Origin of the sequence: Lachnoclostridium phocaeense, from assembly GCF_959599685.1 — a bacterium.
Classification (GTDB): Bacteria; Bacillota; Clostridia; order Lachnospirales; family Lachnospiraceae; genus Claveliimonas; species Claveliimonas monacensis.
On record NZ_CAUGIN010000047.1, the window covers coordinates 1 to 13,222 of the forward strand.

Genomic DNA, 13,222 nt, shown 5'->3' on the forward strand with positions numbered 1-13,222 from the left:
TATATACCTTGCTCTGTAAGAACCGCTCCGCTAATGTCTTAACTAAATGACATTGACATCCTCAGGGCTCTTTCTCCGGTCTATGTTCTGTCCGCACTTCTATACGTACACTTCCTCCCGCCTGGCCGACAGAAGAGGCAGCTCTCTTCGCACTTTGTCCGCATAGGAAAGATCAATGGTATTGACAATGACGCCTTCTTCCTCCCCCATCTCCTCTATCACATCTCCCCACGGAGAGACGAGGAGCGTATGTCCCCAGGCCACATAGCTGGCCTGCATATCCCTGGCGCAGGAAGTTCCAGCCACAAAGCACTGGTTATCCACCGCCCGGCTGCGGAACATGAGCTCCCAGTGCGCCGGCCCGGTCGTCATGTTGAAAGCCGCTGGCACAAGGATCAGGCGGGCCCCCTCAAGGACCATTCTTCTGGCCAGCTCCGGAAACCGGAAGTCAAAACAGATACACAGGCCTATCTTCCCGAACTCCGTATCAAACACCGTGCAGGCATCCCCCGGTGTCAGCGTCTCCGACTCCCGGAAGTGCTGTCCGCCCTCCACCTGGATGTCAAACATGTGGACCTTTCGGTGTTTTGCGATCTGACGGCCGTCTCTGTCAAACACATAAGCCGTGTTGTAGACCTTGCCCGCCTCATCTCTCTCCGGCACGGACCCGGCTGCCAGATAGATGCCGTGCTCTTGGGCCAGGCTGCTCAGTCTGCTCCACACAGGGCCACCCTCATCCTCCGCATAGGACGGGAACAGGCTGGTCTCGTAAGGACAGCAGAACATCTCCCCCAGCATGACCAGATCCGGCTTCTGCCCATCCAGCTCTCTCAGGCGGACTTCCAGCTGTTCCAGGTTCTCCATCTTCTCACTGTACACATGGGACTGTATCTGCGCGATCTTCATATCTTTTCTCCTTTCCGCTGGCCTGCTGCAAGCCATCGATCTGACCTCCGGCGGCTTTTATGATCTCTCCGTCAGCCACTTCTCCACCACAGCAGACTCCTCTTCCACTGCCTTAGCAATCTGTTCCGCTGTCATGCCCATTCTGGCAAGATTGACTGCTATATTTTTCTTTTCTTCCTTTCTGGCCTCTTCCCGCTCCTGCCTTATATGCTTCGCCTGATCATACTCGTATATGCTCATCCTCTTCGCCTCCGCTCGATATTTCCTCAAAAACTCCTCAAGGATCCACTCCCGGATACATTCTGTGATGGTGCGCTCCACCGCCTCTTCTATGGGCATCTCCGCAGCATGCCTTCTTATGCGGGCCGTGTACCTGGCATAGTCCGCCAGGGTCCTGCACGCTTTCATAAGCTCCGGATTATGACCTGCTTTAATGTTCAGCATCACCGCCTCCAGCTCCAGTTTATGCTCTTCTTCCTCCACCTCGTACAAATCCGACAGCTTCAGTATCCGCCTGTCAGGCTGTGCCTCCTCCCCGTTGTAAAAGATGATGAACCGGGGCGGCGGAAGCTTCACTTTTTTCCTTCCATACAGATTTTCGTTTTGGGTCAGGTCCGCATACAGATCTGCCAGATACAAAAGCATCCGCAGCGGAAGATTGGGGCTGTAAGTGGACTGGTGCTCGTACAGGGAGAGCTGAGAGTCGATCACAAAGGACAGGTCATTCTTGATGGCCATGTAGATCGCGTTCTCCAGTGTATTGACACGCAGCGCCCCTGGATCCTTATACTGTTTTCCGCTTACCGCATTATAAAGTCCCAGCAGCTCCTTCTTGTCGCTGAACAGCATGGTAAACAGAGAGGATTTGTAGTTCCGGTTGGGAACCGGATACATCTTCTTTTCTCCGCCTTGCTTCTTCCGGCCCTGTTTCTTTTGTTTTCTGCTCATAGGTACCTCCTTTTTCAAGAATCGCAGGAGGCCGCCCGTAAAGATGAAAACATAAGCTTCAGAACATAGCTTTCAGGAAACCTCTCTGCTTTGTCGATGGGAATAAAAAGCATTGAGATTTCTTTTAGATCTTCTTACCAGACTTGCAGACACGGCAGACGCCGCAAAAGAAAAAAACTGCCAGAAATATAATGCTTTGTGCATATAATAGCATATATCCCAAGAAGTTTCCATAAGCATTTTTATTAAGATTAACATACAAACGTATGAAAAAACCGCAGTCCCAAGGGACTGCGGCTGTATTTACATGATTAAGCTGTTGCTCAAAGATTACTCGATGATTGTAGCAACACGGCCTGATCCTACTGTACGTCCGCCTTCACGGATAGCGAAACGAAGACCCTGCTCCATAGCTACCGGGTGGATCAGCTCGATTGTCATCTCTACGTTGTCACCAGGCATGCACATCTCTGTTCCCTCAGGAAGCTCGCAAACACCTGTAACGTCTGTTGTTCTGAAGTAGAACTGAGGACGATAGTTGTTGAAGAACGGAGTATGACGTCCACCTTCATCTTTTGTCAGAACGTAAACCTGAGCTGTGAATTTGTGGTGGCATGTTACTGAACCGGGTTTGCAAAGAACCTGACCTCTCTCGATCTCTGTTCTCTGAACACCACGGAGAAGTGCACCGATGTTATCACCAGCCTGAGCCTCGTCAAGCAGCTTACGGAACATCTCAACACCAGTTACAACTGTCTTCTTTGTCTCCTCGTGAATACCAACGATCTCAACCTCGTCAGATACGTGAAGTGTACCACGCTCTACTCTACCAGTAGCAACTGTTCCACGACCTGTGATAGAGAATACGTCCTCTACAGGCATAAGGAACGGCTTGTCTGTGTCACGCTGCGGATCCGGAATGTAGCTGTCAACAGCATCCATAAGCTCCATGATCTTGTCGCCCCACTCTCCTGAAGGATCCTCAAGAGCCTTCAGAGCAGAACCCTGGATGATCGGAGTGTCATCGCCCGGGAACTCGTACTCGTCGAGCAGTTCACGGATCTCCATCTCAACCAGCTCAAGAAGCTCCTCATCGTCAACCATGTCACATTTGTTCATGAATACAACGATGTAAGGAACGCCTACCTGACGGGACAGAAGGATGTGCTCTCTTGTCTGAGCCATAACACCATCTGTAGCAGCAACTACAAGGATAGCGCCGTCCATCTGAGCTGCACCAGTGATCATGTTCTTAACGTAGTCAGCATGTCCCGGACAGTCAACGTGTGCATAGTGACGTTTCTCTGTCTCATACTCAACGTGAGCTGTAGAGATTGTGATTCCACGCTCTCTCTCTTCCGGAGCCTTGTCGATGTTCTCGAAATCTACAGCAGCGTTACCAGCAACTCTCTCTGCAAGAGTCTTTGTGATAGCAGCTGTAAGAGTTGTTTTACCATGGTCAACGTGGCCGATGGTACCAATATTACAATGCGGTTTTGTTCTTTCAAATTTAGCTTTTGCCATTTTGAATATCCTCCTTATTCAATCGCCCTTAGGGCATTTTTCATGATTTTATCAGTTTACTCGGCTATTTCTGATTATATTTCATATCCCCTTGTTTTTCAAGCCTTTTTCACACTTTTTTAGCTCAAAACAGGCTGAAATTAATCATTCTTTCCGGATAACACTTTTTCCTGAACTGATTTTGGAACAGGTTTGTAGCTCTCGAAGAACATAGAGTAGTTTCCACGGCCCTGTGTTCTGGAACGCAGGTCTGTAGAGTAACCGAACATCTCGGAAAGCGGTACATGAGCACGTACGATCTTTCCGCCACCCAGGTCATCCATACCCTCGATCTGGCCACGACGTGAGTTCAGGTCACCGATGATGTCTCCCATATACTCTTCCGGCATAGTTACTTCCACCTTCATGATAGGCTCAAGAAGTACCGGAGCTGCCTTCTTCATAGCATCTTTAAATGCGAGAGATCCGGCGATATGGAATGCCATCTCACTGGAGTCTACCTCATGGTAAGATCCATCGTATACAGTTGCATGGATACCAACAACCGGGAATCCGCCAAGGATACCAGATCTCATGGCTTCCTCGATACCCTCGCCTACAGCCGGGATGTATTCCTTCGGAATAGCTCCTCCGACTACGCTGGACTCGAACTTGTATGTCTCCTCGCCGTTGACATCCATAGGCTCGAATTTTACTTTACAGTGTCCGTACTGTCCACGTCCACCAGACTGTTTTGCGTACTTGCTGTCCACGTCAACAGCCTTTGTAAATGCCTCTTTGTATGCAACCTGCGGAGCACCTACATTAGCTTCTACCTTAAACTCGCGAAGCAGACGGTCTACGATGATCTCCAGATGGAGCTCGCCCATACCAGCGATGATCGTCTGGCCTGTATCTGTGTCTGTATGAGCACGGAATGTCGGGTCTTCTTCTGCAAGTTTTGCAAGAGACTCTCCAAGTTTGCCCTGGGAAGCTTTTGTCTTGGGCTCGATAGCCAGCTCGATAACCGGCTCCGGGAACTCCATGGACTCAAGGATAACCGGATGCTGCTCGTCACAGATTGTATCTCCTGTTGTGGAGAACTTAAATCCGATGGCAGCTGCGATATCTCCGGAGTAAACCTTATCCAGCTCCTGTCTCTTATTTGCATGCATCTGAAGGATACGTCCTACACGCTCCTTCTTACCCTTTGTAGCGTTCAGTACATAGGAACCTGAATTTACAGTTCCTGAGTAAACTCTGAAGTATGCAAGTTTACCTACGAACGGGTCTGTCATGATCTTGAATACCAGAGCGGAGAACGGCTCTTCGTCAGAAGAATGTCTTTCTACTTCCTCTCCGTCCTCATCCACACCCTTGATAGCGGGGATGTCTGTCGGAGCCGGCATATACTCAAGGATCGCATCCAGAAGTTTCTGAACACCTTTGTTTCTGTATGCAGAACCACAGCATACAGGAACAGCTGTACACTCGCATGTAGCCTTGCGCAGAACAGCTTTCAGAGCGTCAACGGACGGCTCCTCACCTTCCAGATACTCCATCATCAGATCGTCATCCAGCTCACAGATCTTCTCTACCAGCTCTGTGTGGTAAAGCTCTGCGTCGTCCTTCATGTCGTCCGGAATATCTGTAACGGAAATGTCGTCGCCCTTCTCATCATTGTAGATATAAGCCTGCATCTCCATCAGGTCGATGATTCCCTTGAACTCATCTTCCTTACCGATGGGGAGCTGAAGGCAGATTGCGTTCTTTCCAAGTCTTGTCTTGATCTGCTCTACAGCGTTGTAGAAGTCAGCACCTAAAATGTCCATCTTGTTGATGAAAGCCATACGAGGTACGTTGTATGTGTCAGCCTGACGCCATACGTTCTCTGACTGAGGCTCTACACCACCCTTTGCACAGAACACGCCCACAGCGCCGTCAAGTACACGGAGTGAACGCTCAACCTCTACTGTAAAGTCAACGTGTCCCGGAGTATCAATGATGTTGATACGATGCTCCAGAGCGCCTTTTTTCGGCTTTGTCTTCTCCTCCAGAGTCCAGTGACATGTGGTAGCGGCTGAAGTGATGGTGATACCTCTCTCCTGCTCCTGCTCCATCCAGTCCATGGTAGCAGTACCTTCGTGAGTATCACCAATTTTGTAGTTAACACCAGTGTAATACAGGATACGCTCTGTCAGTGTCGTTTTACCGGCATCGATATGAGCCATAATACCAATATTTCTGGTTCTCTCCAATGGATATTCTCTTCCAGCCAAGGTTTTTTCCTCCTATTAGAATCGATAGTGAGCAAATGCTTTGTTTGCTTCTGCCATCTTGTGCATGTCTTCTTTTCTCTTCACTGCTGCACCTGTGTTGTTTGCAGCATCCATGATCTCATTTGCCAGTCTTTCTTCCATTGTCTTCTCGCCTCTTGCGCGGGAGAAGTTGGTCAGCCAGCGAAGTGCCAGAGTCTGTCTTCTGTCAGCTCTTACTTCGATCGGCACCTGGTAGTTAGCTCCACCGATACGTCTTGCTTTTACCTCAAGTACTGGCATGATGTTGTTCATAGCCTCTTCGAATACTTCGATAGCCGGTCTGTCAGTCTTTGCTGCGACCCTGTCAAATGCTCCGTATACAATCTTCTGTGCGATACCCTTCTTACCGTCTAACATGATGTTATTGATAAGCTTTGTAACCACTTTGCTGTTGTATAACGGATCCGCTAATACGTCTCTTTTCTGCGTATGTCCTTTACGTGGCACGGTTCTTCCCTCCTTAAACATTTTGATTAATTCATCGGTACTCACATGTGTCTTTCTAATGATACAGTGTAGTGCACAGGCCATACACACAGAAGAGGGTTTCTTCTATCTGTAACACCTGTAACTTACTTCATCATAGTTCTGTTTGTGACTACAATTTGTCGGCCCTTCGGGCTCACTAAGAGCTTACTTTTTAGCGTCTTTCGGTCTCTTAGCACCGTATTTGGAACGAGCCTGTCTTCTCTTAGCAACACCTGCTGTATCCAGTGTTCCTCTTACGATGTGATACCTTGTACCAGGAAGGTCCCTAACACGGCCTCCACGGATCAGGACAACGCTATGCTCCTGCAGATTGTGTCCCTCGCCCGGAATGTAGCTTGTCACTTCGATTCCGTTTGACAGACGAACTCTGGCGATCTTACGAAGAGCTGAGTTAGGCTTCTTAGGAGTAGCTGTCTTAACAGCTGTGCAGACACCTCTCTTCTGCGGTGCAGATGTGTCTGTTGTTCTCTTTTTCAGGGAGTTGTACCCTTTCTGAAGTGCCGGAGCTGTAGATTTCTTTACAGAAGTCTGACGTCCCTTTCTTACTAACTGGTTAAATGTTGGCATTTCTTTTCACCTCCTACGATAAAAATAAGTTACGGGTTTAAACTTTTACAAAGTTTAAGGCGTGCGAAATACTGCGTATCCCTATGCACGCCAGACTATTTTATTATGGATATTCCCAAAAGTCAAGGGCCTGCGGGATTTTTTTACCCCGCAAGCCCCGGTTTTTACGTATTTTTTACAGACTGCTGCCCTCTTCTCCTCCTTTGCTCTGCAAACCGGCAGATCAGATACATGACCGCACCGCCTGCTGCCACGCCGCAGGTATCGATCATCCAGTCTGTGATCTGGCAGCTCCGCCCCTGCACAAACAGCTGGTGGAACTCATCCGTGGCCGCATACAGAGAGCCGGTCCCGGCGGCAAGCAGAAAGAGGCGTTCCCCCTCGTGCCCGTAAGCCCGGTACATGGCAGTAAGGAGCAGCCCCAAAATGGCATACTCTGTAAAATGGGCTGCCTTTCTGACTCTGTGATCAATCTCTTCCTCAAAAGCCTCCTGCCTCTTCTTGGGCCATTCCTCGTACCCATCCACAAAAAGCAGCCCGGCCACATGTCCCACCGACAGGCTCATCCGCTCCGACTGGTCTGCCGGCTGGGCCGAAAACCAGAAAATAATGCCCATCCACAGCAAGACCATTAGTGTAAAAATATTTCTCTTCATTTGCTGTCATTCCTTTTTATATAAACTCTACTCTCTTGATCCACTCACAGGCTATGATCTCCGCCCCCCCGCTCTGTCAAATGAATACCGTCCACCGTGATCTGGTCATATCCTACAGCCTCCGCCTCCCGGTTCAGCATCTCATGGAGGGGGATAAAAAGAGCGCCCGCTTCCCTGGCAGCTTCCTGTTCTGCCGCTTCTATCTCCCGGATCAGCGGGATCCAGTTCCTGTACTCCAGCGGACACGGAAAAATGAACGGGCCCATGCAGAGGATCCGCGCCCGTGTCCCCTCCCTGATCCTTTTCAAGAGCCTTTTGTAGCTTTCCGCAAACCCGGTCTCGTCCAGCGTCCTTCCCGTGTTCATGCAGACAGCCGCATCATTGCAGCCCACAAGGATGCCGACCACGTCCGGAGAATGTCTCAGGCAGTCCCACTCCAGCATCCGCAGCAGCCCCTGGACCGTGAAGCTGTCATGCCCGGCATTGCGGATATCCGCCTCTTCTCCGTGCAGCATGGCAGCGATCCGCCGGACATAGCCATCTCCAAGGCCTAGCTCTCCTTCCCGGACCGGCTGGAAATTGTGTCCCGCATCCGTGATACTGTCCCCCAGAAAAATGATCTTCTTTCCGCCCGGCATCTTTCTTCTCCCTTCAAAAACGCTCTCCAGGCAGAAGATCTGGCATCTCAAGATGCCCTGAATCAAAAAAACTGCCAGAGATCACGTGCTTGATGTATATAGTAGCACATATCCCTGACAGTCTCTATAAGAACTTTTTCTATTTTTCATCCGAAGCGCTGGCCTCAGCCAGCCCCCCCCCCTCTACAACCGCAGCGGTCTCTCCCACCGCCTGAGCAATCTGCTCCGCTGTCATACCCATCTCTGCAAGCCTGGCGGCTACGATTCTCTTTTCTTCCTGTCTGCCCTCATTCCGCGCATCCTCTCTCTCCTGCCGGATATGCCGTGCCTGGTCATATTCATATATACTCATCCTTTTCGCCTCCGCCCGATTCTTTCTCAGAAACTCTTCAAGGACTCCTTCCTGGATGCACTCCGCAATCGCACATTCCACTGCGTCTTCTGTGTCCATCTCTTCAGCATATTTTCTTATGCATGCTGTGTACTCTGCATAGTCTGCCAGTGTCTTACAGGACTGCAAAAGCTCTCGGTTATGACCTGCGTTGACATTCAGCATCACTGCTTCCAGCTCCAGCTTATGCTCCTCTTCTTCCACTTCGTACAGATCTGACAGTCTGAGTATCCGCCTGTCCGGCTGTCTCTCCACTCCATTATAAAATATGATGAACTGGGGCGGCGGGATCTTCACTTTCTTCTTGCCATACAGATTTTCATTCTTTGTCATATCCGCATACAGATCTGCAAGGTACAGAAGCATCCGCAGCGGAAGATTGGGGCTGTAGGTAGACTGGTGCTCATACAGAGAAAGCTGGGAATCTATCACAAATGACAGATCATTCTTGATAGCCATGTAGATGGCATTCTCCAGCGTATTCACCTCCAGAAGTCCAGGATCCTTATAATCTTTTCCGCTTACCGCATTATACAGTCCCAGCAGTTCCCTTTTGTCGCTGAACAACATGGTGAAGCAGGAGGTATCCTGAAGAAGCAAAGTGTTGCGGCCAAGAAACCTCTCTGCTGTGTGTAAAATGGAACGAAAAGCATTGAGATTTCTTTTAGATTTTTATAAATTGTAAGACACGGCCGACGCCGCCAGAAACTGCCAGAAATATAATGCTTTGAATATATAGTAACATATATTCTTTAAAGTTTCCATAAGCAATTTGCCGTCAAATCCCTATCCTACAGGTCGATCTTCACACTCACTTTGTCCGGAGAAGCATCACTTTCCGTTGTCAGTACTTCAAACCGTTTTTCCAACTCTTTTTTATGCTCTTTATTTGGACGATCTTCGTTAACATCATCTACACAGCAGATCACCGCCTTATCACCTTTCACCAACGGCTTCCCCGGATCGGTTATTTTTATGTAATCTGTGTGTTTCGACCCATGATGTGGCACGATCACATCATCTATTTTTGTCTCTGCAAATAATTTTTCTCCGGCGTTGGAACGCGCATTGTCAAATGATGTATAATTTACATCTCCCAGCATTAAGACAACTCGATCATTCATTTTATCTCTGTACTCGATCACAATCCCTTCGCAATTTGCTATGCTTGCATCACAGCTGGCTTTATCCCCCATATAAAACAAATACTCATGACTGATTTCATTGATACTGCCAATACGACGTGACACTGCTTTTCCCTTGGGACCTGACCGTCTGTCCACAAGATATAACTGATCCTTCAGATCCAGATATTTGGCGATCCGACGCGCTGTTTGAACTGCATCATAACAATCCGGAGCAATCCATGGTTTTTCAAAAATGGATTTCCCAATCGCAAGGCTACCGGCAATATGATCCATATCCCAGTGAGACAACACCACCATCGCCGGCGATCTGGAAGAAATCGCTCTCATTGCATCTACATAATTATAAGATGCCCTGGAGGTGATCTTTTTAGGCTTATGTCTGCAGTTGTATCCCACGTCATAAAAAAAGCATTTCTTTGGATCATTTTCAGCCGCACAGACACAATTCCCGTTTCCGATCCTATATATATCCATTCTATGGAGCGGCCCGGATGGTATATGTTTTTTGATCACATCAATGATCGCATTGTCACTTTTCAGACAGCATCTTCGCATCTGGTAACAATCCAACTCTTTCCTTAGCTCTTTTAGCGTTTTACCAGGTGTCTCAATGATGTTTAAAATATGCTTCCGTTTTGTAATATGGCTGGCTGCTTCTACAACATAACCGTCAAGCTGCAAATAAACCTGCTCTTTATTGTCACCCTGATCGAGCATACACAGAAACCAGCGGTAGGACCCGCTCTCTTCAGCTTCCGTTCCAGATCCATATACTTCTTCCTGAAGCAGACAAAGCTGCCTATATTTTTCACGATCGACCTCCGCAACGTATCCAAAAATATACGGGCAATAATATTTTTTTGCGGCATCAGCATATGCTTCATCTTCGGAATTTTCCATGATGTCGAACATCATAATATCATAATCGAACATCTGAAGGGTCGCCAGCGAAAAATAGAGTGTGACCTTTTCTTCTTTCTCAAACTTTATCTTTCCGCGGGACAGCTCCTCCATCTGTATAAACATCAGAGAACGGCCGTTGTATGCATTCCAAAACATCTCATGGCAGAGTTCATGGTTATTCGGCTGCTGATGACCAATCCTCTCACCGTGCCTTTCCTCTCGCCAGGCACGCTGCACAATCGCAGATCGTTCTTCTCTGTCATTCCATCCCTTTTTTGGATCAGTACCTCTTTCCACGGAAGAAATTCCTGATACAGGCCTTAGCCTTGTACTGATAAATTTTTCAAGTTCCAGCTTAAATATTAGCGTCGGGTTAAAATAACCATCTAGTGTCAGGCTAAAATAGCCAATCCTAGTCAAATTAAAAAAGCCATTACATACAGGTCTTCATCCTCTTATACTGATGATAAGCCAATGCATCAGAAAAGGAGGATTTATGCACGAAGATGCTACATGTAATGACTTACAAAAAATCATAACACAAGCAATCAACGAAATAAAGCAGGAACAAGGCGAAAATTTCAACCTTGCCAAAATTAATCTTGCAGAACTGGAACGCCGAACCGGGCTCAGCAGATCCAGGCTAAGGCACTTAAAAGAAAATAACTTTATTGTTACGCCACATGGGAGGACAGGACAAAAAGCAACAGCTACGGTTCTGACCGGATATAGCGGCATTATTGACGGACTGCTCCGAAAAGGCGTCACGAATTCTTCTGTATGCTTTGAGCGGCTGCAGGAAGCTGGATATACCGGTGGGTTAACAACCGTAAAAACTTATATCGCTGATCACCGGGATCTTGTTCCGCCCAAGCGTCAGCTCGTTGCCCCTCAGGGAAACCGGGGACGCAGATATCAAACTTCCCCTGGGGAATCCTATCAGATGGACTGGGGCTTTGTCCAGGTAGATACAAATACCGATGCTTCCTATAAGGTCGCATGTTTTGCTATGATCTGCCATCATTGCGGGGAAAGATACATCGAATTCTTCCCCAATGCCAGACAGGAAAATCTTTTTATAGGGATGATCCATGCTTTTACTTATATGGGAATCCCGCACTATATACTGACAGACAACATGAAAAGTGTCGTGATCCGGCGTGATCCAGAGGGACATCCTATCTGGCAGAAAGATTATAAAGTGTTCATGGAAACGATCGGTTTCCAGACGAAGCTCTGTAAACCAAGGCATCCTTTCACCAAAGGAAAGGTGGAGCGCCTGATCCGCTTCGTAAAAGATAACTTCCTTGCTGGCAGAGTTTTTGGCACGATTACCGAATTAAATCTGGAAGCCATCGGATGGTGCAAACGCCAGAACAGCATATACCATAAAGCAGTGGACTGTATCCCCTGTGAAAAGCATCAGGAAGACTGCATGGCTGTTGCTTCCGTATTAACAAAAACACAGGCACTTGCTTTCTATCTCTGTCCGGAAAGAAAAATTTCTTTCGATGGATTTGTCCATTATGAAGGGCGGCGCTTCGGCGTCCCGTACTGGTACACCCAGAAGACCTGCAGAATCCGGAGAGATTCCTTTACCCTCTATATCTACGCATCCGATCTCAGCAAAGTCCTGACCACCCATGATGTTACCTGGATGAGAAGAGACAGTTTCTGCCGGGATCAGTATGTGACAGAACAGCCAGAAGAAGTCCCATCAATGCCAGTCAAAACCCGGATCTTTCAGATAGAGCCACCCAAACAGCACTCCGGATTTGAAAAATTCAACTTTGAGGAGGGCCTGTGGGATGAATGAATCAATACTTGAAAGAATCCAGTCCAGTGCAAAGGCACTGAAGATCGATCTTTATACAGCAGAACTGGCCAGCTATGCCGATGAAAAAGAACTTACGCCGGAAGCTCTGGAGGCAGTCTGCGGAGTTTTTGAATACCTGGAGCAGAAAAAATACGACTCTATGGTCCACACAATGCTAAAACTGAGTAAGCTTCCTATGAATGAGCCGAAAACCTTTGAAAGATTTGATTTCAGCCGGCTCCATGGAAAGCATGTGCAGTCACTGAAGAACCTCTCTTCTCTGTCCGCTCTGTATGCAGGAAAAAATCTGGCATTTATTGGTCCGCAGGGTGTAGGCAAAACTCATCTGGCCATGGCTTTTGGGCGGGAATGCTGCCTGAAAGGATATAAGACTTATTTCTTAAGGGCAAGCGAACTCAACCAAAAGTTGACGGATGCAAGGAAACACGGCCGAGAGGGGGCTGTCATCAACGGGCTGGTAAAGCCTTCCTGCCTGATCATTGATGAGATTGGCAGGTGTGTGTTCGATAAAGAGAACACCCGTATGTTCTTTGATGTGATTGACCGCCGCTATAATAAAGATGGTCCCAGCACCATGATTTTTACCAGCAACAAAACACCAAACCAGTGGGGCGAATATTTCAGCGAAGATGATACGCTGCTTTGTTCTTTAGACCGGGTTTTTGATGACGCCACTGTATTTATGATCAAAGGTGACAGTTACCGGGGACGCAAGCTGGAAACACTTGGTCTTGAGGCTGGTATCGCAAAACATACGGAGTATAAAAATGCGTAACTGTTAATAACATACATGATGCATTGGCGATTTTAAATTGACTGAGATTGGCGTTTTTAATCCGACTCTGAATGGCGAAAATCGCCCGAGAGAGCGTTTCAAGATTTGTGTAAACTGAAAAAACTGATATAAGATATGTCATT

General features: G+C 47.8%; 12 protein-coding genes. 2 read left to right on the forward strand and 10 right to left on the reverse strand.

Going from position 1 to position 13,222, the window contains the following annotated elements:
• Positions 1-99: 99 nt before the first annotated feature.
• The 10 genes from Q5911_RS14230 to Q5911_RS14275 all read right to left on the reverse strand — a co-directional run bounded on the left by Q5911_RS14230 (position 100) and on the right by Q5911_RS14275 (position 10,764).
• Positions 100-906 (reverse strand): carbon-nitrogen hydrolase family protein, encoded by an 807-nt coding sequence (locus Q5911_RS14230; RefSeq protein WP_303183772.1) that lies wholly within the window; start codon positions 904-906, stop codon positions 100-102.
• Positions 907-963: 57 nt separating this feature from the next.
• Positions 964-1,854, reverse strand: a complete 891-nt coding sequence (locus Q5911_RS14235) for a hypothetical protein (protein ID WP_331592765.1) — start codon at positions 1,852-1,854, stop codon at positions 964-966.
• A gap of 330 nt (positions 1,855-2,184) precedes the next feature.
• On the reverse strand, positions 2,185-3,378 hold the full coding sequence (gene tuf / locus Q5911_RS14240) for an elongation factor Tu (RefSeq protein ID WP_076779495.1): 1,194 nt from the start codon (positions 3,376-3,378) through the stop codon (positions 2,185-2,187).
• Positions 3,379-3,518: 140 nt separating this feature from the next.
• A complete protein-coding gene (gene fusA / locus Q5911_RS14245; RefSeq protein ID WP_303183775.1) occupies positions 3,519-5,636 on the reverse strand; it encodes an elongation factor G in 2,118 nt (705 codons plus the stop codon).
• A gap of 15 nt (positions 5,637-5,651) precedes the next feature.
• On the reverse strand, positions 5,652-6,122 hold the full coding sequence (gene rpsG, locus Q5911_RS14250; protein ID WP_033126771.1) for a 30S ribosomal protein S7: 471 nt from the start codon (positions 6,120-6,122) through the stop codon (positions 5,652-5,654).
• Between the two features lie 186 nt (positions 6,123-6,308).
• Complete coding sequence (rpsL, locus tag Q5911_RS14255) at positions 6,309-6,731, reverse strand: 30S ribosomal protein S12 (protein WP_303183777.1); 423 nt, start codon at positions 6,729-6,731, stop codon at positions 6,309-6,311.
• Positions 6,732-6,895: 164 nt separating this feature from the next.
• Positions 6,896-7,387 carry a VanZ family protein gene (locus tag Q5911_RS14260; protein WP_303183779.1) on the reverse strand — a complete coding sequence of 164 codons (492 nt, stop codon included), beginning with the start codon at positions 7,385-7,387 and terminating at the stop codon, positions 6,896-6,898.
• A 44-nt stretch (positions 7,388-7,431) separates the two neighbouring features.
• Positions 7,432-8,025, reverse strand: coding sequence for an SGNH/GDSL hydrolase family protein (locus Q5911_RS14265; RefSeq protein WP_303183781.1), 594 nt, complete (start codon positions 8,023-8,025; stop codon positions 7,432-7,434).
• Positions 8,026-8,164: 139 nt separating this feature from the next.
• Entirely contained in the window at positions 8,165-8,986 is an 822-nt protein-coding gene (locus tag Q5911_RS14270) for a hypothetical protein (RefSeq protein ID WP_303183783.1), read from the reverse strand.
• 221 nt (positions 8,987-9,207) lie between these two features.
• Positions 9,208-10,764 carry a hypothetical protein gene (locus Q5911_RS14275; RefSeq protein ID WP_303183785.1) on the reverse strand — a complete coding sequence of 519 codons (1,557 nt, stop codon included), beginning with the start codon at positions 10,762-10,764 and terminating at the stop codon, positions 9,208-9,210.
• Between the two features lie 199 nt (positions 10,765-10,963).
• On the opposite strand from Q5911_RS14275, the gene istA reads away from it, so the two are divergent.
• Positions 10,964-12,283 carry an IS21 family transposase gene (istA, locus tag Q5911_RS14280; protein ID WP_070088856.1) on the forward strand — a complete coding sequence of 440 codons (1,320 nt, stop codon included), beginning with the start codon at positions 10,964-10,966 and terminating at the stop codon, positions 12,281-12,283.
• A complete protein-coding gene (locus tag Q5911_RS14285; RefSeq protein ID WP_070088855.1) occupies positions 12,276-13,079 on the forward strand; it encodes an ATP-binding protein in 804 nt (267 codons plus the stop codon). Before istA ends, Q5911_RS14285 begins: the two co-directional genes overlap by 8 nt.
• Positions 13,080-13,222 lie beyond the last annotated feature (143 nt).

What these genes read in the sequence shown, in the direction of transcription:
- Q5911_RS14265 (WP_303183781.1), bottom strand. Translation starts at nt 8,025, where the DNA reads ATGCCGGGCGGAAAGAAGATCATTTTTCTGGGGGACAGTATCACGGAT.
- rpsL (WP_303183777.1), bottom strand. Translation starts at nt 6,731, where the DNA reads ATGCCAACATTTAACCAGTTAGTAAGAAAGGGACGTCAGACTTCTGTA.
- Q5911_RS14285 (WP_070088855.1), top strand. Translation starts at nt 12,276, where the DNA reads ATGAATGAATCAATACTTGAAAGAATCCAGTCCAGTGCAAAGGCACTG.
- istA (WP_070088856.1), top strand. Translation starts at nt 10,964, where the DNA reads ATGCACGAAGATGCTACATGTAATGACTTACAAAAAATCATAACACAA.
- Q5911_RS14235 (WP_331592765.1), bottom strand. Translation starts at nt 1,854, where the DNA reads ATGAGCAGAAAACAAAAGAAACAGGGCCGGAAGAAGCAAGGCGGAGAA.
- Q5911_RS14230 (WP_303183772.1), bottom strand. Translation starts at nt 906, where the DNA reads ATGAAGATCGCGCAGATACAGTCCCATGTGTACAGTGAGAAGATGGAG.
- Q5911_RS14260 (WP_303183779.1), bottom strand. Translation starts at nt 7,387, where the DNA reads ATGAAGAGAAATATTTTTACACTAATGGTCTTGCTGTGGATGGGCATT.
- tuf (WP_076779495.1), bottom strand. Translation starts at nt 3,378, where the DNA reads ATGGCAAAAGCTAAATTTGAAAGAACAAAACCGCATTGTAATATTGGT.
- Q5911_RS14270 (WP_303183783.1), bottom strand. Translation starts at nt 8,986, where the DNA reads ATGTTGTTCAGCGACAAAAGGGAACTGCTGGGACTGTATAATGCGGTA.